The sequence below is a fragment of the Aureispira sp. CCB-QB1 genome (assembly GCF_000724545.1).
Lineage (GTDB): Bacteria > Bacteroidota > Bacteroidia > Chitinophagales > Saprospiraceae > Aureispira.
Genome location: NZ_JHBV01000030.1, coordinates 61,151 through 81,094, shown reverse-complemented (window position 1 = coordinate 81,094; position 19,944 = coordinate 61,151). Strand labels below are relative to the sequence as shown.

Annotated in this window: 16 protein-coding genes; 3 read left to right on the top strand and 13 right to left on the bottom strand. The window is 36.5% G+C overall.

Annotation, left to right across the window (positions count from 1 at the left end; all coding sequences use genetic code 11):
• Positions 1 to 15 precede the first annotated feature (15 nt).
• From CG11_RS14850 to CG11_RS14825, 6 genes are all read right to left on the bottom strand, one after another.
• Complete coding sequence (locus CG11_RS14850) at positions 16 to 2,505, bottom strand: DUF5686 and carboxypeptidase regulatory-like domain-containing protein (protein ID WP_052597571.1); 2,490 nt, start codon at positions 2,503 to 2,505, stop codon at positions 16 to 18.
• Between the two features lie 426 nt (positions 2,506 to 2,931).
• Complete coding sequence (locus tag CG11_RS14845) at positions 2,932 to 4,221, bottom strand: folylpolyglutamate synthase/dihydrofolate synthase family protein (RefSeq protein WP_052597570.1); 1,290 nt, start codon at positions 4,219 to 4,221, stop codon at positions 2,932 to 2,934.
• 150 nt (positions 4,222 to 4,371) lie between these two features.
• Positions 4,372 to 5,337 (bottom strand): ADP-glyceromanno-heptose 6-epimerase, encoded by a 966-nt coding sequence (gene rfaD, locus CG11_RS14840; RefSeq protein WP_052597569.1) that lies wholly within the window; start codon positions 5,335 to 5,337, stop codon positions 4,372 to 4,374.
• Positions 5,338 to 5,360: 23 nt separating this feature from the next.
• Complete coding sequence (gene tilS, locus CG11_RS14835) at positions 5,361 to 6,710, bottom strand: tRNA lysidine(34) synthetase TilS (protein ID WP_052597568.1); 1,350 nt, start codon at positions 6,708 to 6,710, stop codon at positions 5,361 to 5,363.
• 200 nt (positions 6,711 to 6,910) lie between these two features.
• Positions 6,911 to 7,327, bottom strand: a complete 417-nt coding sequence (locus CG11_RS14830; protein ID WP_052597567.1) for a hypothetical protein — start codon at positions 7,325 to 7,327, stop codon at positions 6,911 to 6,913.
• Positions 7,328 to 7,343: 16 nt separating this feature from the next.
• A complete protein-coding gene (locus CG11_RS14825; RefSeq protein ID WP_197043858.1) occupies positions 7,344 to 8,714 on the bottom strand; it encodes a sterol desaturase family protein in 1,371 nt (456 codons plus the stop codon).
• A 281-nt stretch (positions 8,715 to 8,995) separates the two neighbouring features.
• Between CG11_RS14825 and CG11_RS14820 the strand changes: the two genes are divergently transcribed.
• Positions 8,996 to 9,955: a YjgN family protein gene (locus CG11_RS14820; protein WP_052597564.1), complete on the top strand. Its 960-nt coding sequence runs from the start codon at positions 8,996 to 8,998 to the stop codon at positions 9,953 to 9,955.
• A gap of 175 nt (positions 9,956 to 10,130) precedes the next feature.
• Here CG11_RS14820 and CG11_RS14815 read toward each other — a convergent pair whose 3' ends face one another.
• Positions 10,131 to 11,402 (bottom strand): hypothetical protein, encoded by a 1,272-nt coding sequence (locus tag CG11_RS14815; protein ID WP_052597562.1) that lies wholly within the window; start codon positions 11,400 to 11,402, stop codon positions 10,131 to 10,133.
• Between the two features lie 540 nt (positions 11,403 to 11,942).
• On the opposite strand from CG11_RS14815, the gene egtD reads away from it, so the two are divergent.
• Both egtD and CG11_RS14805 read left to right on the top strand, forming a co-directional pair.
• The gene (gene egtD, locus CG11_RS14810) at positions 11,943 to 12,893 is read left to right on the top strand and encodes an L-histidine N(alpha)-methyltransferase (RefSeq protein WP_052597560.1); all 951 of its coding nucleotides are present in this window, start codon (positions 11,943 to 11,945) and stop codon (positions 12,891 to 12,893) included.
• A gap of 47 nt (positions 12,894 to 12,940) precedes the next feature.
• Positions 12,941 to 13,819, top strand: a complete 879-nt coding sequence (locus CG11_RS14805; RefSeq protein ID WP_052597559.1) for a hypothetical protein — start codon at positions 12,941 to 12,943, stop codon at positions 13,817 to 13,819.
• A gap of 84 nt (positions 13,820 to 13,903) precedes the next feature.
• Here CG11_RS14805 and CG11_RS14800 read toward each other — a convergent pair whose 3' ends face one another.
• From CG11_RS14800 to ccoS, 6 genes are all read right to left on the bottom strand, one after another.
• On the bottom strand, positions 13,904 to 14,617 hold the full coding sequence (locus tag CG11_RS14800) for a sulfite exporter TauE/SafE family protein (RefSeq protein WP_052597557.1): 714 nt from the start codon (positions 14,615 to 14,617) through the stop codon (positions 13,904 to 13,906).
• Between the two features lie 10 nt (positions 14,618 to 14,627).
• Entirely contained in the window at positions 14,628 to 15,053 is a 426-nt protein-coding gene (locus tag CG11_RS14795) for a FixH family protein (protein WP_052597554.1), read from the bottom strand.
• Positions 15,054 to 15,205: 152 nt separating this feature from the next.
• A complete protein-coding gene (gene ccoG, locus CG11_RS14790; protein ID WP_052597552.1) occupies positions 15,206 to 16,591 on the bottom strand; it encodes a cytochrome c oxidase accessory protein CcoG in 1,386 nt (461 codons plus the stop codon).
• A 26-nt stretch (positions 16,592 to 16,617) separates the two neighbouring features.
• Positions 16,618 to 17,226 carry a cbb3-type cytochrome c oxidase N-terminal domain-containing protein gene (locus CG11_RS14785; protein WP_052597549.1) on the bottom strand — a complete coding sequence of 203 codons (609 nt, stop codon included), beginning with the start codon at positions 17,224 to 17,226 and terminating at the stop codon, positions 16,618 to 16,620.
• 321 nt (positions 17,227 to 17,547) lie between these two features.
• On the bottom strand, positions 17,548 to 19,680 hold the full coding sequence (gene ccoN / locus CG11_RS14780) for a cytochrome-c oxidase, cbb3-type subunit I (RefSeq protein WP_052597546.1): 2,133 nt from the start codon (positions 19,678 to 19,680) through the stop codon (positions 17,548 to 17,550).
• A 94-nt stretch (positions 19,681 to 19,774) separates the two neighbouring features.
• Positions 19,775 to 19,933 carry a cbb3-type cytochrome oxidase assembly protein CcoS gene (gene ccoS / locus CG11_RS29080; RefSeq protein ID WP_063833116.1) on the bottom strand — a complete coding sequence of 53 codons (159 nt, stop codon included), beginning with the start codon at positions 19,931 to 19,933 and terminating at the stop codon, positions 19,775 to 19,777.
• Positions 19,934 to 19,944 lie beyond the last annotated feature (11 nt).

Genomic DNA, 19,944 nt, shown 5'->3' with positions numbered 1-19,944 from the left:
TTAAAGTATTATTGATTACAAGGAAAGCGTTAAACCAATGACACCTCCATAGCGCAATGGTTCGCCTACTTTATACCCCATAACAAAGTCGACACGCAGAAAACGAAACAAATTCCATCCAATTCTATCCAAACCAAGGTTAAACTCCATGTATTCTCCTTTTTCTGGTGTGTATAGCAGGTGATAACCTGTTACAAATTCAAAACCAAGTGCTTTGAGACCTGGTATTTTATTCCAAATAAAGCCATTAAAATCGTGTTGTACGTGTAGCATACCAAAGGCTGAACTAGTGCTGTATTCGTAATAGGGTAATAACTGAAAGGTACTTAAATATTCACTAGTTTTAGCAATAATGGTTTGGTTTCCATTAAAATGCTGAAAATCCATGAAGTAAAGTTTGGGCTTATAAGGAAACCATCCACCTGTTGCTTTGAAACTCAATAAACCTACGGTACCAATTTTGATGTTGTCTTTTTCTACTTTTAATTCTAAGTAATCATAGTTGGTGCCACCGCCTAATATTGGGATGCCTCTTTTGTATCGAATCCAAATATCTGGAAATTTTGATTCGGTGTAGAATCGACGGTTGGGGTAAGAGATGTATTTTTGTCCAAAACGGATGCGCAAGGCGAGGGAAATTTCTAAATGATTGTGCGCTAAAAAGCTAGGAGCATCTTTCATGGTTCTAGGGTGTCCTAGATCAGTAGGGTTATTTGAAAAAAAACGATTGGTGTTTTTGGGCACCCAGTTGCCTTCTGCTGTATTGGTCAGGGCTATTCGGTGAGCGTATTTGATGCCTCCTCTAAGCAATAGCCCATTGACAACCTGTTGAGAATAAAAAACTCGACCATAATACTCGTCATAGAGTTTCATGTAATTGAGTTTTAGTAGTAAGGTATAATAGGTATTGACAATATCAGGAATAGGTTTGCTAGGGTTAAATTGTCTTTTCATACGACCACCTTCTACATGGAGAAAAGCATTATCAATGGCATTAAAACGGATTTGAAAAAAGCCCATGCCCCTAAATTGATTGTCATCAAAAGAATATTCCCCTTCGGCATGTAATCGAAACCACTGCCGCTTTTCTTCATTGATTTCTTTTCTAAATTCGACGCCCAAACCTATGATTTGTCCTTGGACCGTATTAAAATGCAAGGTATTGATAGGAGAAAGAAACGTTAGTTTGTAGTTTCGATAAGAATTTTGAAAGGTGTAGCCCCCCAACAAGTCTAACAGTTTAGGGCGATTGGCAATCCGATCAATAGAATCTTTATAAGCCTTCGTTTGGGTTACTTTTTCGACACTATCCTTGACGTGATAATCCGTAGCTTCTTCTACCGACAAAGGAACTGGACGAATGGAATCCCAAAAGGCATTGATTTTTTTATTGGCTAAATCTTCTACTTTAAAAATTTCGGCATTAAAGAATTTGGGATCAAAAGAAGGGGTTAAGTCATAATTCCTAAAAACGCCTACAAAATTCCCTCTAGTCGCAATAATTAAAAAACGAAGGGTGAATTTAATGTCTTGTGAAAAAAGACGCCACGTTTCATTATTTAGTTTAATATGGGTTTGTTTGAAATAAACGGTATCTAAAACGGAGATGTTGACGGCTTTGCCTGTCGTGAATAAATCGGTACTGTGAATAGCCCAATCTTCATCTACGATATAAATATAACCACTAAATACCGCTCCCAATTTATTTTTAGGAATCACCTCAATTTTATAAACCAAATGCCCTTCATTATCATAAAAAGAAGTCTCTAAGCGATATTTGTAAGCCCCCAAAGCACCATTTGCAATGGGAGATAGAATTTCAGTATCGCCCAATTCAAAGGAATTTTCATAAAAAGACATGCTCGCCATTGCTGCCCCAGAATTGAAACTAAACCCATTGTCATTGCCACTTACCTTGGAAGAGGACATGATTTCCTTGAATGCACCATCTTTGTAATGCAATTTGGAAACGGATTCAGAGAGATAGATAATTCCCGTACCCGTAGAATCCAAGCCTTCCCGAAGCATATCCAAGGATTGCCCCATAAATGTTTTTGGCAAATTTCGAATGTGTTGAGTGCCTTTTACATAGGTCTCACAGCTATATTGTTTTACTTGATTGAGATAAAATTTACGTTTTTTTATTGCTTTTCGGATGATTCGATAAGCAGGATCTTCACCAGCCGTTACAACAACTTCCTGAATATTATTGGCAATTGGGTTTAAGACAATATCTAATGTAATATCTGCTTTTTCGATAACAACCGTTTCTGTTTTAGACTCATAACCAACATATTGAAAAACAATTTCATAAGTTCCTTCTTCCAACACCAAGTCGTATAAACCATCAATATTGCTAGTTGTTCCTGTGGAAGTTCCTCTAACATAGATGCTGGCAAATGGAAGGACGTCTCCTTTTGCATCCGTCAATTTTCCACGAATGTGTGCTGCAAAAGTTGTTGTCACAACTAGGCAATAAAGGACAAAGGACAATAGGTGTTTCATGAATCTTATTTCAAGTAGTTAAAAAATGGGAACTCAAGACGAGTAGTCAGACTAACTAAAATAAGAATACTAATGAATAAGTTGGGGTTTTGTACTGAATTTAACGTCGAATAACAAAAAAGAGCCGTTCTTTAGACTTTATTTTTCCTATGTTATGAGGTTTTTATTGTTGCAGGGCGAATGGTAGGACAGAAGTAGGTTAGATGAGAATATTTAATTAATAGACTATGTTTAGCAAACTAAGTACTTGCTAAACATAGTCTTGAGGAAGAGGAGTAATTGGATAACTTTGCAACAAAGAAATCATTGTAAATTTTATACATTGATTTGTTGTATAAACATTTCTTTGTGATGGCCAATGTAGAGTTGGTTGATTATTAAGGTTTAAGTGTCTGCTGTGTTATTTTGTATTATAATAATACTAGATTAAACCACTTCGCCAACAACAAAAATACTACCTCCAACAAACACACAATCATCGTCGCTAGCCTGTGCCTGTGCTACCTCAAAGGCTTCTTGAACAGAAACATAAGCCTCTCCATTCAAACCATAAGCTTCTGCAAATTGTTGAAGAGTGTGCGCATCCAATCCTCTTGGTATATCCGCCTTACAAAAGTAATAAATAGCATCTTTGGGTAAGAGCGGAAATACCTTACTTAAATCTTTATCATTAACAGTTCCAAATACAAAATGAATTTGCTCTTTGTTTAATTCTTTCAAAGCTTGAAGTGTGTACTGCAAGCCGTGCCCATTGTGTCCAGAGTCGCATATTGTCAATGGAAATTCAGACAAAACTTGCCATCGACCCAACAAATGACTGATGTTTTGTACATCTGCACAAGCGGCTCGAATATGAGCAGGAGTAATATTGAAATTTTCTTTTAATAAAAAGAAGGTTGCTAATAAAGCTGTTTTTAGATTGTGAATCTGATAAGCACCTGTTAAATCAAAAATAAGTTCGTGAAAGTTGAGGTTATAAGGCTCGCTTGTAACGGTATAGATTGCTTTTTGATAATCTTTTTCGATCAATTGAGCTTCTACCACTTCATCGACAAAAATAATTGCTGCATTTTCTTGTACTGCTTTTTCGACAAAGACAGGAGCCGTTTCAATATGTGTTTCTCCTATCAAAACAGGAACATTAGGCTTGATGATTCCAGCCTTTTCGCCAGCAATTAACGCCAGTGTATTGCCTAGCATGGCTTCGTGATCCATTCCTATATTGGTGATAATCGAGAGCAGAGGAGTAAGAATATTTGTTGAGTCAAGTCGCCCTCCCAAGCCTGTTTCAATAATGGCAATGTCTACTTGTTCTTGATGAAAGTAGTCAAAAGCCATTGCCACAGTCATTTCGAAAAAGGAGGGTTGAATTTGCTCAAATATTGCTTGATTATTGGCAACAAAATCAACAACAGATTGCTCCGAGATATACGAACCATTAATTTTGATCCGCTCCCGAAAATCTCTATAATGAGGAGAGGTGTACAATCCTACTTTGTAACCTGCGGTTTGTAGAATAGCTGCTAAAATATGTGCTGTCGAACCTTTTCCATTGGTTCCAGCGATATGGATACTTTTAAATTGATTTTGTGGTTGTCCCAAGTGCTCACATAAAGCAGTGATGTTTTTTAAATCCTTTTTGAATGCTTGATTGCCTACCCGTTGGAACATAGGTAGTTGGCTGAAAAGCCATTGTATTGTTTCTTGATAATTCATAATGTAGTAATCGTAAAAAAGTCAATGGACAAAAACGCAATTTTAAACAACTTTACCAATAGCCTATTATAACAACAAGATTACCTGTTGTAAAGTTTATTAGATAAAGCGCTCCTTGTGTTATTAACACAAAAAATAACAATGCCCCACCTATTGATAATATACACCTTTCATCAAATAATTTTCAACATAATCTTGAATGCCTTCTTCTAAACTATAGAAATCTTTTTGATAACCAGCAGAGCGCAATTTCGACATGTCTGCTTCTGTAAAATATTGATAATTACCTCGAATATCTTGTGGTGTATCTATAAAACTAATGTCGGGTGTTTTGCCCATTGCTAAAAAAGTATGTTTGGCTAAGTCGTAAAAGGTGCGAGCAGTTCCTGTGCCCACATTGTATAAACCAGAGGCAACAGAATGATGCATCAAAAAGTCAATAATAGACAATAGATCTTTGATATATATAAAGTCTCTGCTTTGTTCTCCATCTTTAAAATCTGGACGATGTGAGCGGAAGAGTTTCATCTGGTTGGTTTGTTGGATTTGGTTAAATGCGTGAAAAATAACCGATGCCATACGCCCTTTGTGGTATTCATTAGGACCATAGACATTAAAAAACTTAAGACCAGCCCAAAAAGGTGGTTGTTCTTCTTGATTGAGCAACCAATTGTCAAAATCATTTTTTGAATCTCCATAAGGATTGAGTGGTGTCAAGGCACTTGGGTGAGTTTGGTCGTTATAGCCTTGTTCTCCTAGACCATAAGTTGCCGCGCTAGAAGCATAAATTAATGGAATTTGATGTTGCGTGCAGATTTTGGTAATAGACTTACTATAATTCAGATTCAGTTGATCAAAAATAGCCACATTTTTTTCGGTAGTATCTGTTCGTGCCCCTAGGTGTAACACCAATTCTATCTCTGTAGCATGTTCTGAGAACCAAGGCAAAAAATCTTGCCGATCAATTTTATACAAATATTGTGCATTGGCTAAGTTTTTATTTTTATCAGCTCGATCAAATTGATCCACAACGACGAAGTCTTTGCTCGTCTTTTTATTTAAGTGCGTTAATAAGCAACTGCCAATGAATCCTGCGGCTCCTGTTATTACAATCATAATCTACAAGGTTTAATTTATTATTAGATGTTAGAGGGCTTGGCTTCTAATTTTAAAACTCTTTGAGTCGTTTCTAAAACTTTAAAGCGTTCGTCTGCTCGTTGCCCAAGCACCCAAAGAATAGTATCATTCGCATCGCACAACAACCAAGTTGCATCTTTATCAAAACGATTCATTTTAATATCTTTAAAAAATTTGCTCAATTTTTTCTTTTTACCTCGCATACCTAATGGATAAAAAATATCTCCATCTTTCCAATGCCTCAAATGCAGAGGGAAATGTAGGACATCCATATCCAAATAAACAGTTTGTGGAGTTGTTTTTAAGTTAATTTTTTGGTTTGAAATTTCCCATTGTAAGCTTATATCTGCAATATTTAGGATGCCTTGAGAAGTATCAAAAGGGGCTAAGGTGTGCAATGCTGTTTTGTCATGAGCAATAGGACTCACAATCCAATGGGTACGATCCCTCAATAATTGATGAGTTTTGCTAGTATATAGAGCACCAGATTCTTCTTCTTTTCTATGAAAGATGTATTGAATTTTGGAGGCTTTGAAATGATAGGGACGCAAAATCTCATAAAGCAAGCTAATAGGAGAGGGAGCTTGGGTAATCCCCGCAATATCAATCCAAAGGCTAGTTCCTTTTTGAGTTGTATGTTCTTTTTTTAATTGTTGAATGGCATAATCATACAATGCTTCGGTCTCTCTGAAACGGATGAAATTTTCTTCAAAGGTTTGTTCTAAATTGGGATTGATTCGCTGAAGCTGTGGCACGACCAAATGTCGCAAAGCATTTCTAGTGTATTTTGTACTACTGTTAGAACTGTCCTCCCTGTATTGAAATTGATTTTTTTGAACGTACGTTTCAATATCTGCACGAGTGCTAGATAGTAGTGGGCGAATAAGGTATCCATTTTTAGGCAAAATACCATGCAAACCACGAATACCACAACCCATAGTTAAGTTGAGGAGTAAAGTTTCAATAGAATCATTAATATGATGCCCTACAGCAATGTATTGATAGTCGTATTGAACTCGAATATTTTCAAGCCATTTGTAACGCAAATCTCTAGCGGTAACTTGAATACTTTTTTTGGTATGTGCAGCCTCTTTTTTAGTTTCAAAACGGACACTGTGAAATGACACTTCAAGCTGTTGAGCCAATTGCTCTACAAACAGTGCATCCGCCTCAGATTCGTCAGCTCTTAGTTGAAAATTACAGTGGGCTATACCAAATTTAACACCTGCTTTTTTACACAGTTGGACCAAAGCAATTGAGTCAATGCCACCACTAACTGCAATCAAAATACGATCTCTAGACAGTCGAAATAATTCTTGTTGTTGAACATAAGTAATAAAGGTGGACAACATACGGCTTGTTTTTATAAATGGCGATTATTGATATTAATTCGCTAAGATAGCCTAATACTTGGTAGATTTTTCTTCTTTTTATAGAAAATCAAAAAAACATTGCTGCACCATTTTTGATTTTTGATATAGAGCAATTTTATAATTTAAAAGTTGACGGTGTTGATTACTAATAGTGTATGTTTTTATTGAGTTGTTGTTGATCAAAAAAACAGTTTTTCTAAGCCTTCTCCCAAGTTGGGAAGATCGATCAACGCTTCGTAAATATCTCGCTCGTTTTCACTTTCAAAAAAGGGAATCGTAAATGTTTTCTGGTAAGCTTCCAGAGTAGTTTCTTGCTGTTTAACTTTTCGTTCAATGGATAGATAAGGGGCTTCAGACAAGTCATCCCATTGATGTTCCGCTAAAAATAAAACATCATATTCTAAGATGGAAACTTGATATTGACTAACACCCCAAATGCTAAAATCCTGCTGATCTACAATTTGTAATTGCTCAAATGCTTTTATAAAATTAAAGCTTAATTGCGAACGCAGAAGTGTTAGTGCCAAAAAGTTATTGGTAGCGTCATTAGAAGCTATAATTTGTCTAATTCTAAAAGGAATGGTTTCATCTAGCATGATTTAGATAACTTGATCAATGAATTGTTGAGTGCGGTTCCGTTAGTATTGGGTTAATTTGTGTCATTTGAATAGGTTTAAAATAGGTTGTAGTCCAGAAAGCAGATAGCGTGGCTATACCAAAGGTAAGGATTAAATAGAAAGGTTCCCTATACCAATCATTAAATAAAATGATGCCAATAGGGACGAAGATGAGCCGAATAAGCTCAGAGGTAAACAACCATGATTTAGATTCTAAAATACCACTTAGATTAACAATGGTATGCCATAAAAAGGCAGCGCCTATCCAGCGCTCAAAAGTAGTCCAAGGTGAATGACTGTTGATGATGAATAGCATGATGATGAGCCCAATTAGAGTATGCAGAATAAGATATATTTTTGAATGGCTAAACATTACTGATTGGTAACGAACTTGATTTTTTAAAGTGATTTCTTGATTGGGAACATAGGGAGGCAAGCCTCTAGGCTGCCAAGTCAAAGGCATGAACCAAAGACGTATTTTGTCCCACCAATAAGGAGCCGCCAAAGCTTTGTTCCAAAGGATTATATAGTAATGAAAATTAATCTTGATTGGGTTCCACGATTTTGGGCCATTATACATCCCATAGACAACCTTGTCTGTTTCCTCTTCAAAAGTGCCAAAAAGCCGATCCCAAATAATTAGGAACTCTGAATAGTTCTTATCTAGATATTTAAAATTGACTCCATGATGGACTCTGTGATGAGAAGGGGTATTAAAAATAAATTCAACCCACCGCCAAAACTTTGGTAGCACTTCTGTATGATGCCAATAACCTATGAATAAATGAATGCCTGTCATCATATAAATATCAAAAGGCTCAAAACCAATGATCGTTAAGGGCCAAAAAAAGAAGAAGGACATAAGACGTTGAGTAATGCTAGCACGTAGACCAACCATCAAGTTCATTTCTTCGGCAGAATGATGGGGAGAATGAGCTGCCCACATGATATTGATTTCATGCCCCCAGCGATGTACCCAATAAAAAATAAAATCAATGCCTAGTAGTAACAATAGCCAGTTGTACCAGTGTGCTGCATCCATTGAGATGTCGAACCAATGAAACTGTTCCCAAAGATAACCATAAGAAAAATAAACGGCTACGGCAACAAGTACGTTGGTACTTTGATTGCCCATTGCCGTACAAAAATTAGCAATAGACTCTTGAAATGTAAAATATGATTTGCGAGCCAACCAGCAATAGATTAACTCTAGAATGACCAGTCCAACAGCCAAGGGGGTTAATAGACTGTAGATGTTTTTAGCTGTCTTGGAAAGGTTTGCAGTTTGACCAAAGTCTGTAAGACAGTAGACGGTCATGAGTATGGATAAGAAAATAGTCCATAAGATATGTGAAGTTCTTATCATGACAATGTTTATTAAATAGGGGAAAAATGGTTGTTCAACTTTATAACTTTTGAGTATACTAAAAAAAAGAGTAACAAACAAACACATTTGAGAAGAAAGTATTTTTATACGCCTTTGGAAAGCAAAAGATTATAAAATGTAACTTATTTGTTTATTTGTGATTTTTTTTTACCAAAAAAATTATATTTTATTTGCTTTTAAAATAAATTAAAATTAGTTTTGTTATCTTTATCCTTGAAAAAGAGACCAAAACAATTTATAAACACTCAAGAATTAAAATTATGATTTTAGATGAACCAAGATCAATTTCCTTTTCTTTTAAAGGGAATGGCGGAAAATTATTAGGCATTTATATTGTCAATATGTTTCTAATTGCAATTACAATCGGATTGTATTATCCTTGGGCAAAGGCAAAGATGACTCGATATATACATAGCGAAACAGAATTAGAAGGAGAACCTTTTGTCTTTCATGGAACAGGGAAAGAAATGTTTATTGGATTTATCAAGTCAGTAGGGATTGTTCTTTTGTTTGGTATTAGTGTGCAGCTTTTAACAATGTTGTTTGGATTATATGGAGCAATCATAGGGGGGCTTCTTTCAGTAGCCTTTTTTCTGTGCGCCTTTCCGTATGCCATACATGGTTCTATGCGTTATCAAACATCTAGAACTTCATGGAATGGTGTGCATTGGGGATACCGAGGTAATTTGGGGGTATTTATACGCAAATTTATTATAGGATATTTTATGACTGTATTTACCTTAGGAATTTATGGGGCATGGTACGCTCAATCACTCCGAAAGTATATTGTTGGCAATACTCGTTTTGGAAACATTGAATTTGAGTATGATGGAGATGGGTTGACCTATTTTGTCATGCACTTAAAAGGCATTGTTTTGACCATTTGTACCTTAGGGATCTATTTTTTCTGGTACAACAAAGATATTTTTAACTATCTAGTGAACCATACCTCAGCAAGACACGAGGAAGAAGAGATTGAGTTTACTTCTGAATTAACTGGTGGAGCTTTGTTCGGGCATATGTTCACCAATGCATTGTTAGTGGTATTTACCTTAGGAATTGGTTTTCCTTGGGCGATTGTTCGTACCCTTCGTTTTGTTTATAGTAATATAAGTATCAATGGTAATTTTAATGTCGAAAAACTAGTAGACACAGAACCTGCTTATAACGATGCACTAGGCGAAGAGTTAGGAGGTGTAATAGAAGCAGCTTTGAGTTAAATGCTTGTAATAAGTATATAAGAAGATATGATGAAAGCGATTCTAGGCAACAAACTTAGAATCGTTTTTTATTAGAAGCTATAGAATAGGAGTTAGCTGTGCTGCTACTGTGTGGTAGTTGATTATTATTCGCTACGCTCATGGGAGCACAAGCTTGGTTTGTTAGTATAGTATTTTAAAATTGAACATCTGTATTGGGAAGCCAAGCCCGAATCTCTGCAATATGGGAAGTTGAAATGGGGTTATTAAATAAATAAAGTCCCGTCAAATTAGCTAATTTATGAATGCTTTCAGGAATGGAACTGACTTTGTTGGAAGGTATTTCTAATAAACTCAAGTTATTTAGATTCCCAATACTTTCGGGCAAAGTAGTTAGTTGATTGTTTTGAAGGTGCAATCCTTGAAGGTGCTTTAGGTTGCCAATACTTTGAGGCAGGCTTTGCAATTGATTGTACTCTATTTTTAGAAGCTCTAAGTTAGGCAATTGCCCGAAACTTTCTGGTAGGGTTGTTAGTTGTCCTTCTTTGATGTACAGACGTTTGAGACCAGCCATATGGTGGATGTTGTCAGGCAAACTAGTGATTGAAGTTTTGTCCAAGATCAACTCCTCCAAACTACTATGTTGCGTAATCGCATTAGGCAACTCTGACATTTGAGCAAGACTCAAATCCAGTTTTTTGAGACTGCTTATTTGCGCAAAATCAGCAGGCAAGCGCTCTAAGTTGAGCCCCCCAAGTTCTAAAGTAAACAATTTGTTCAAATTGATAAATACCGGGATGCATTGTGTTACTTGCAGTCCTGTGTGCCCCATATAAAGCTCCTCTAAATTGGACAACATTTGAAAACTAGATGGTAAGTTTTTAATTGGATTGCCACTAAAATTGAGCTTCCACATAGTCGACAGAGCACCAATGTTTTCGGGCAAATTTTGAATGCTATTATAAGCAACTTCCAAAATTTGTAATTCAGGAAGTGTTGTTAAAACCTCAGGCAATGCAGCAAATTTGTTATCACGAATATCCAATAGCTTGAGGTTGACCATTCGTTCCATTCCTCTCGGAAGTGCTTGGATATTATTGTATTGGAGGTAAACTTCTTCCAAGTTTTTTAATTTGCTAAAACTCTTTGGCAGCGATTCTAGTTGATTTTTGTTAGCCTGCAAAATTTGCAAATTTAAACACTTGCCAATTCCTTCAGGAAGGGTTGTCAATTCATTTCCATCCAAATATAGTATTTGCAGTTTTGTTAATTTGTGAATATCCTTTAATTCTGTCAAACGCTGCGACCTAAGGTCCAATACATAGACAAAATCAGGATTAGCAATTGCTTCATCTAAAGAGGTATAAGTTTGCGTTTGTGATAATTCTTCTGGGCTCAATAAGTATTGAGCTTGAATAGAAGAAAGGGGTACGATATAGATAAAAAGAAGAAGGTAAAAGTATCTCATTAAATTATGATTTGGTTACTACTACATAGTAGTTCGTTGATTTTTTACTTTTTTACCAAAAAGATAAAAAAGCACATTTATATTAGTTTGATAATCAAAATTTTAACACAAAACACTGTAAAGGTGTAACTTATTGATTTTCAAACTAATAAAGTTTTTCAACGAACTATTGTACTACAAATACCAATGATGTATATTGTTTTTCTATAATAAATAGAGCAACAACGCGTGCTTCAACTAAATAATAATTTGTTTTAAGTTTGTAGCAACTTAGAATCTTAATAATTGTTCCAAATTTGGATAAGGGGGATAATGATGATAAATAAAAGTACAAAAAAATCACTAGAAGAATGTTAAAAACGGCATTGGAGTTAAATTTTAGACCTAATTAAAAAATTGTTAAGCTTTCATGAAGTTGAATAAAACCAGAGCGATTCGTTTCTTTTCTTTTGAAATTCTATATTTTTGGGACATTATCCACCAATCAATCGTCCAGTTTTGAAGGAACGAAAAGTAAGGGAACAAAAAATTAATCAATCGATGAATCAAAAATTTGCTAATGACATTCAGTCAGGTTTAAGTGCTACTCAAAAGTCCATTCCTTATATTTATTTTTACAATGAACGAGGTTCATGGCTATTTCAACAAATCATGCAATTGCCTGAATATTACTTGACAGCTTGCGAAATTTGTATTTTAGATACTTATAAAGGCAAACTGTTAGAATATTTTCAAGCCAAAAAGAAAGGGTTTAATTTAGTTGATCTTGGAGCAGGAGATGCTTCCAAAACAAAAATTCTTTTGCAAGATTATGTAGAAAAAGGCGTTCCGTTTACTTACACACCAGTTGATTTATCGACCTCTATCTTATCGGCTTTGTCCGAAAGCTTGGATGCTGCTTATCCTGATTTGAAACATCAGGCAATGAATAAAGAATACTGGGATGCCATGGAAATCCTAAAAGATAATACGCCCAAATCAGAACGAAAGGTGGTTTTATTTTTAGGGGCAAATATTGGGAATTTCACCTACGAAGAAAGTGTTGATTTTTTGACGACACTCAAAAGCTACTTAAATCCAGGTGATCAAGTACTAATTGGTTTTGATTTGAAAAAACGTCCAGAGATTATTTACAAAGCATATCTAGATTCGAAGGGAATTACAGCAGCATTTAACCTCAATTTGTTGCATCGAATCAACCAAGAACTGGGTGGAAATTTTAAACCCAACTACTTTAGGTTTTATCCTTATTATAATCCTCAAACAGGGGAGTTGAGAAGCCACTTGGTAAGTCAAAAAGACCAAACGGTGACGATTGATGCATTAAATATGGAAGTGAAATTTGAACAATGGGAGTCTATCCATACCGAAATTTCTAAAAAACATACCATCAAAGAAATAGAAAGCCTAGCAACAGCAGCAGGATTTACAATAAAGGAACACTTTTTGGATAATAAAGCTTATTTTGTAGATACATTGTTAGAAATTTAGAACCAACTGCTGTTTGTTGTAAGTAGTAGTTGCCAACAACAAATCGTATGAAACAAGTATTGATAGCTCTATTGTTAATAGGGTGGGTAGAAGCAGCTTTGGCGCAGAACCTAACCGAACAGTTATACCAACAATTAGGTCCTTGTGCCACTACACTCGAAGAGGAAGGGGAAGAATTTCATACCCTAAAGGATGCCTATGCCAAACAGGGCTATTTATCTATATCAGGAGGATGGCCAACTTGTGGCTGTGGCTGCAATGCCACTGTTGCTGCTTTTAGAGATGCTCAGAAAAAGTATACATTTGTCCGTTGGGAATATTGGGATTGTGCGCAAGAGTTTGGACTGTATACTTCGAGTAATATAGAGGAGGTACTACCAAAAGGATGGAGTATCAATTCTTTTGTTGATGCTCAAAAAACACCGATAACAGAATTAACCCAAAGCTATTTTTACATAGCTGTTGAGCTGCCAATTTATGGGACAGATGTACACATTAAGTTAAAACCCTTGCCTTTGGGAATGTTGGGTAAAAGCAATAATGGTCTTGTGTACAATACCAAATCAGTTGAGATCATGGATGCTACGGCAGCGAATCTTCGCTCTATTGCCAATTTATTGGAAACGGAAGCACAACTAGATTTGCTACAGACCAAAGGGATAGGAGCATTGCCAGAATTATTGCAATCCAAAATCCGAGCTATCTTAAAGCAGAACCATGGCTACACAGAAGCAAAATTTGAACGCCTTTTGAACGAAGCGCATCGAGCCTATCGCATTTATAAACAATTAGATTTTGATGCAGCCATCTGGGGATGGGATCGAACTCAAGCACGCTTTTTCTTGAAAAGTAAGACAAAAAAGAATGGAACAAAGACGTTTTGGGAGTTTTTAAAAACTGCGAAAACGTATGAAGTATTGTGTTAGTTGGCACAATAATAAGCATGCTCTCTTTTTGAAAAGGGGGCATTTTTTTGTTTGAGGGATGTGTTTAGCAAATGACAACCACCCTTAATGACAATTGGCAGGCATAATCCAAGAGGTCACCTTACTTTGCAATACTGGACTAAGATAAGGAATGCCCAAGTTGAGCCCCCGAATGATAAATAAGACCGCCATAAACCCTACAAAAAAAGGAACTATTTGGCGCATTCTGTTCCGTACCGAAATAGAAATAAACCCTCGAAATTGACTGGCTAAGATCATGATAGGTAAGGTGCCTAAACCAAAACAAATCATATAAAGTGCGCCCAACCAACCTTGTCCTGTAGCAATAGCACCCGCCAAACCTGCATAAACCAAACCACAAGGAAGCAAGCCATTCAGCAAGCCAATACCATACAAAGCTTTGGTCGAATTATTTTGAAACAACAAGCCCATTTTTTGACGCACCCACAACTGAAGTTCTGCTAGTAGGCTGCTCTTGTTTTTTTGTAATTGAACATATTTGGGGAATAGGAGCACCAGCAAGATAAAAACACCTAAAAAAATCGACAATCCTTGTTGAAATCCTGCAAAAGAAAATCCTTTTCCTAAAAGCCCTAGTACAAATCCTAGTAGACCATAAGTGCTGATTCTACCCAAGTTATAGATGAAACCACCCCAAAGTTTGCTATACCAGTTTTGCTCTTGCAACGGTAAAGAAAAGGCTATGGCACCACACATACCAATACAATGAAAGCTACCTAGCAACCCGACTGAAAATGCTGTTAATAACGCTATCATATTGATTGGTTTAAGGAATGAAAATCTGTTGTTCAATGTAGTAATCCTTCTCTTGATCCGACCAACTTAATTGCACTTTATAAATACCCTTTTTGAATTTGTTGAGTGCTATTTGTTGTTGTTGGTTGGCATCGATTTGCAAGGTTTCGCCAAAGTCTAGATTCTTGTCAGAAGGTCGAAAAAAATGAATTTCTCCTTTGCTAAATGAATTCGGAAAAGAGAGCTTAAAATAATCCTCTTCAATCTGCCAACTAGGCTTTGTGTCTAGTGTCAACACATTATTTTGTTGATCAATTCGATTTTGGAATGTCACTTCTTGTGCATAATAATCTTCAGCTACCAAATCAAAATTTTGTTGCACGCATTTGTAAAGCATGAATAACATGAACGTTATAAAAGCAACAAAAAAAACAGCAATTCTATATCCCCAATTCATCTTTTTTAAATTTTAAGGGTAAAAAATAGACCAATAATTGCGACACGTTATGCGTTTTTATAAAAAACAGTTAATGAGTAGTTCAGTTCGTTATAGTATTAGGAGGGTAGGGGGCTAATCGTGTCGGGTATTAGCCCCCTGTTTCAAGTTGGTTATTCTCCTAAAAAGTTGGTTTCTACTTTATCAACTTGTTCGCCATTATTATAGATACCAATGACAACCGGTATTTGACGGGTAGCATTTTTTTGTTCAGGTATAATGACAAAAAGAGATCCAGATGTTTTGCTTCCTTTGGCTAATGACACAGTACTGTCGCCAATAATTTGGACATCTCCTTGTGGTGTTTCCAGTTTAAATTCTAAGACAAAATCTTCGTTCGATTTATTGACAATATTATAATTGTATAAATTACTCCATCGACCATCAACTTGTTTTTGTAAAAGCGTTCCTGGAGTTCTCAGAATCGTTGCCTCAATTTTATTTCGAAATAGAAGCAAACCGAAAATAACAGATGTTAAAGCGATCAAGAGCAAACTAAAACCAATGGTTCGTTTGTTCAACTTTAGCTTCGATTCATTTTTGATATGATACTCAGAAGTATAACGAATCAATCCGCCTGGCATAGACAGTTTATCCATGATACTGTCACAAGCATCCATACAAGCAGTACAATGCACACATTCCAACTGTGTCCCATTACGAATGTCAATTCCTGTGGGGCAAACATTGACACACTGATGGCAATCGACACAGTCGCCTTTTGCTTGTGCTGCTCGATCTTCGTTCTTTCTAAATTTTGCCCTATTTTCTCCACGTTTATAGTCATAAGCGACCACAATAGAGTGTTCGTCTAGCAAAACCCCTTGCAAACGACCATATGGGCAAACAGAAGTACAGATTTGCTCTCGTAGCCTAGAGAAAACAATGTAAAAGGTAAAGGCAAATAGAAGAATACTCAAGAATCCTACAATATGATCGCTAGGTGGAGCGGTGACAATTGAGGTCAATTCTTCAATACCAATAATGTACGCTAAAAATGTATTAGAAATAAGAAACGAAACGGCAAAAAATAGGATATGTTTAAGCACTTTTTTGAATACCTTAGAAGGAGTCCATGCGGCTTTGTTTAAAGCTTTTTGTTTGTTCCAATCTCCTTCAATCCAATATTCGATTTTGCGAAAAACCATCTCCATAAATATCGTTTGAGGACAAACCCAACCGCAAAATAAGCGCCCAAAAACTAAGGTAAAAATTCCAATGGCAATGACCCCAACAGCCATGACAAACATGAAGATATAAAAATCTTGAGGATAAAATATGCTGCCAAAAATGACAAACTTTCGTTCAATGACATTCAGCATCAAAATGGGATTGCCGTTTATTTTGATAAAAGGTCCCGAGAACAATAAAGTAAGTAAAATAATACTGACCAGTACTCTATAGTTGTGGAATTTTCCAGAAGGTTTTTTGGGGTATACCCATTTTCGATTTCCCGCATCATCTACTGTAGCTAAGGAATCTCTAAATGATTCTTCCATGTTGTTTGGCTTTTTAGTCTTAGTACTTAGTGAACGCAAATTTCTCCTTGTGGCTCTTTAGCTTTGGCAGGCGTTGTGCCTTTTAACGTCAGGATATAACTGGCAATTTGCTGAATTTGTAAAGGGTTAAGTTGTGTTTGCCAACTAATCATTCCTTTGGCAGGAACACCATATGTAATGGTTTTAAAGACAGATTTTATGTCACATCCATGTAGCCAGTTCTCGTCAGTTAAGTTAGGTCCAACATTTCCTCCTCCATCTTCTACGTGGCAAGACGCACATTTTTTGACGTACAATTCTTTTCCAGTAGCTAAGGCAGTTGCATCGGTCAAGGCTTCTACTGTATTTTCATTGATTTTGGCATATTTAGTCGCCAGCAAGGCTTCTTTTTTAGCTTGAGCAATAGCTACTTCTTTTTGGTATTCTAGTGTTTGTAAGCCTCCCATACCAAAAGCATGATAATACAAGATGTATCCAACACCAAAGAGCACACAACCTGCAAAAAAATACGTCCACCAAGGAGGCAAGGCATTGTCCAGTTCTTGGATGCCATCGTGTTCTCCTTCTAATAAAATTTTTTCTTCTTCCTCAACGGGAACTGCATTGTTTATATTTGAAATAAAGTCCTTTGCCATGATATTTTGGTTTATATTTTGGATAATAATACTAATCCTCTAAAGGGATGTTTCCCATCGTTGTAATATGTGCTTTGCTGGCTCTAACAGCTATCCAGCAGGCGAATAGAAAGACAAAAAAGAAAATTAGGAACGAGATAATAGGGTAGATTTCGATGTTCCCAATACTCGTCATATGATGTTTGATGAATTTAAGCATGATTCCTATGGTATTAATAATAATGATAAACTGTTTAGTAGTGTTTAGGGAGTAGATAAGCGCATAAAGTGAGGGGAATGCAAATGTCTACCTCTGCAATTTCCCCTCTAATAGCCTTTGAGCTATTCCTCCTCAACAGTTTCTTTTTGCATAATATCCGTTCCGAGACGTTGTAAGTAAGCAATAATTGCAATTACTTCTCGGTCACTTTCTGCACCATCAATGGTCGCAGCTATTTCATTGGCTTGTTGGTGTAAATCTTCCATGGCTTGTTCTTTTTCATATCCTTCAGGATAAGGCACTCCAAGGGTACGCATCGCTTTAATTTTTGCTTTGGTTTGACTTACATCTAATTGATTTTCTAGCAGCCAACTGTATTTAGGCATGATACTTCCTGGAGAAATTTCTTGTGGATTTCTAAAGTGTTTATAATGCCAATCATTACTTTTATAATTTCGACCGCTAACAACGCCTTCTCTAGCCAAATCAGGTCCTGTACGTTTTGATCCCCACAAAAATGGGTGATCGTAGACAAATTCTCCAGCTTTAGAGTATTCGCCATAACGTTCCGTCTCTGAACGGAAAGGACGAATCATCTGACTATGACAGTTGTTACAACCTTCCTTGATATATAAATCCCTTCCTTCTAGTTCTAGTGGTGTAAGTGGTTTTACACTAGCAATTGTAGGGACGTTGCTTTTGATCAAAAAGGTGGGTACTAATTCTAAGGCAGTACCAATAACAATGGCAACTGTACTTAAGAACAATAGTTGCACAGGGCGACTTTCAACGGCTCTATGCCAATAACCATCTTCATGAGAAGGCATTAAAGCAGGTGCTTTGGCTTCTGTGTCTGGAGCAAAGGTTCCTTTTCTGGCTGTTTTGTAGAGGTTGTATACCATCATCAACGTACCAATAAAGAATAACAAACCTCCAATTGCTCTTAAGCCATACATGGGAATAATTTGAGTAACGGTATCCAAAAAGTTCTGATAAACTAACATACCTTCTTCGTCAAATTCTTTCCACATCAAACTCTGTGTAAATCCAGCCCAGTACAATGGAATCGCATACAAAATAATCCCTAACGTTCCTATCCAGAAATGATAATTGGCTAATTTTTTAGAGAACAATTCTGTTTTGTATAGAACAGGGAACAACCAGTACAACATTCCAAAAGTTAAAAATCCATTCCATCCTAATGCACCAATATGCACATGAGCAATTGTCCAGTCGGTATAGTGACTAATGGCATTGACGTTTTTTAAAGATAATAAAGGTCCCTCGAACGTTGCCATTCCATAACAAGTCAAGGCGACCACCATGAATTTTAAAACGGGTTCCTCTCGTACTTTATCCCAAGCTCCTCGAAGCGTCAATAAACCGTTCAACATACCTCCCCAAGAAGGAGCAATTAGCATGACAGAAAAAGCAACTCCTAATGACTGAGCCCAGTCGGGTAAGGCGGTATATAACAAATGATGTGGTCCTGCCCAGATATAGAGGAAAATCAAAGCCCAAAAATGTACGATAGACAATCGGTAAGAGTAGACAGGGCGGTTAGCTGCTTTGGGAACAAAGTAGTACATTAGTCCCAAATAAGAGGTGGTCAAGAAAAATGCTACGGCATTATGACCATACCACCATTGTACCAAGGCATCTTGTACCCCTGCATAAACAGAGTATGATTTTAGCATACTTACTGGCAGCTCAAAAGAGTTGACAAGGTGCAATAAGGTAACGGCTACAAAGGTAGCAATGTAAAACCAAATAGCTACGTATAGATGTTTTACTCTACGGTGTAGGATGGTTAACATCATATTCAATCCAAAACTAACCCAAACTAAGGCAATCGCAACGTCTATCGGCCATTCCAATTCGGCATATTCCTTTCCTGTGGTAATCCCAAAGGGCAAGGTTAGGGCAGCCGAAACAATGATTAATTGCCAACCCCAAAAGTTAATTTTACTGAGCAAATCACTATACATTCTAGTTTTACAAAGCCGTTGCAAGGAATAATAGACTCCTGCAAAAGTTCCGTTTCCAACAAAAGCAAAAATAACAGCATTGGTATGCAAAGGACGCAAGCGCCCAAAGGATAAAAAGCTGGCGAGGTTTAAACTCGGAAAAACTAGTTGAAAGGCTATGATTAAGCCTACCAACATCCCTATAACACCCCAAAATATGACGGCAATAGAGAAGTTTCTAACCGTGGTGTTATCATAATGAAAGGTTTCTAAATTTTGTGTATTCATCGCGTAATGGTTAGTTCTATGATGATAAATAGTTATTCGATCGGATTTGTAAGATTAAAAGCACCCCACTTGTATGTTGTCGGGGTCGTTCTTTTTAATTTCTGGATTCGCTTTGTTCATCGTCAAACAAAATTCGAATAGAAGGAGTATGTGTATCGTCGTACTGTCCTGTTTTGATTGCAAAAAAGAAAGCCATTAAAAAGCCTAAAGCAATCAAAAAACTGACAGCAATTAATAAATAGATTGCGCTCATAATTTTGTTGT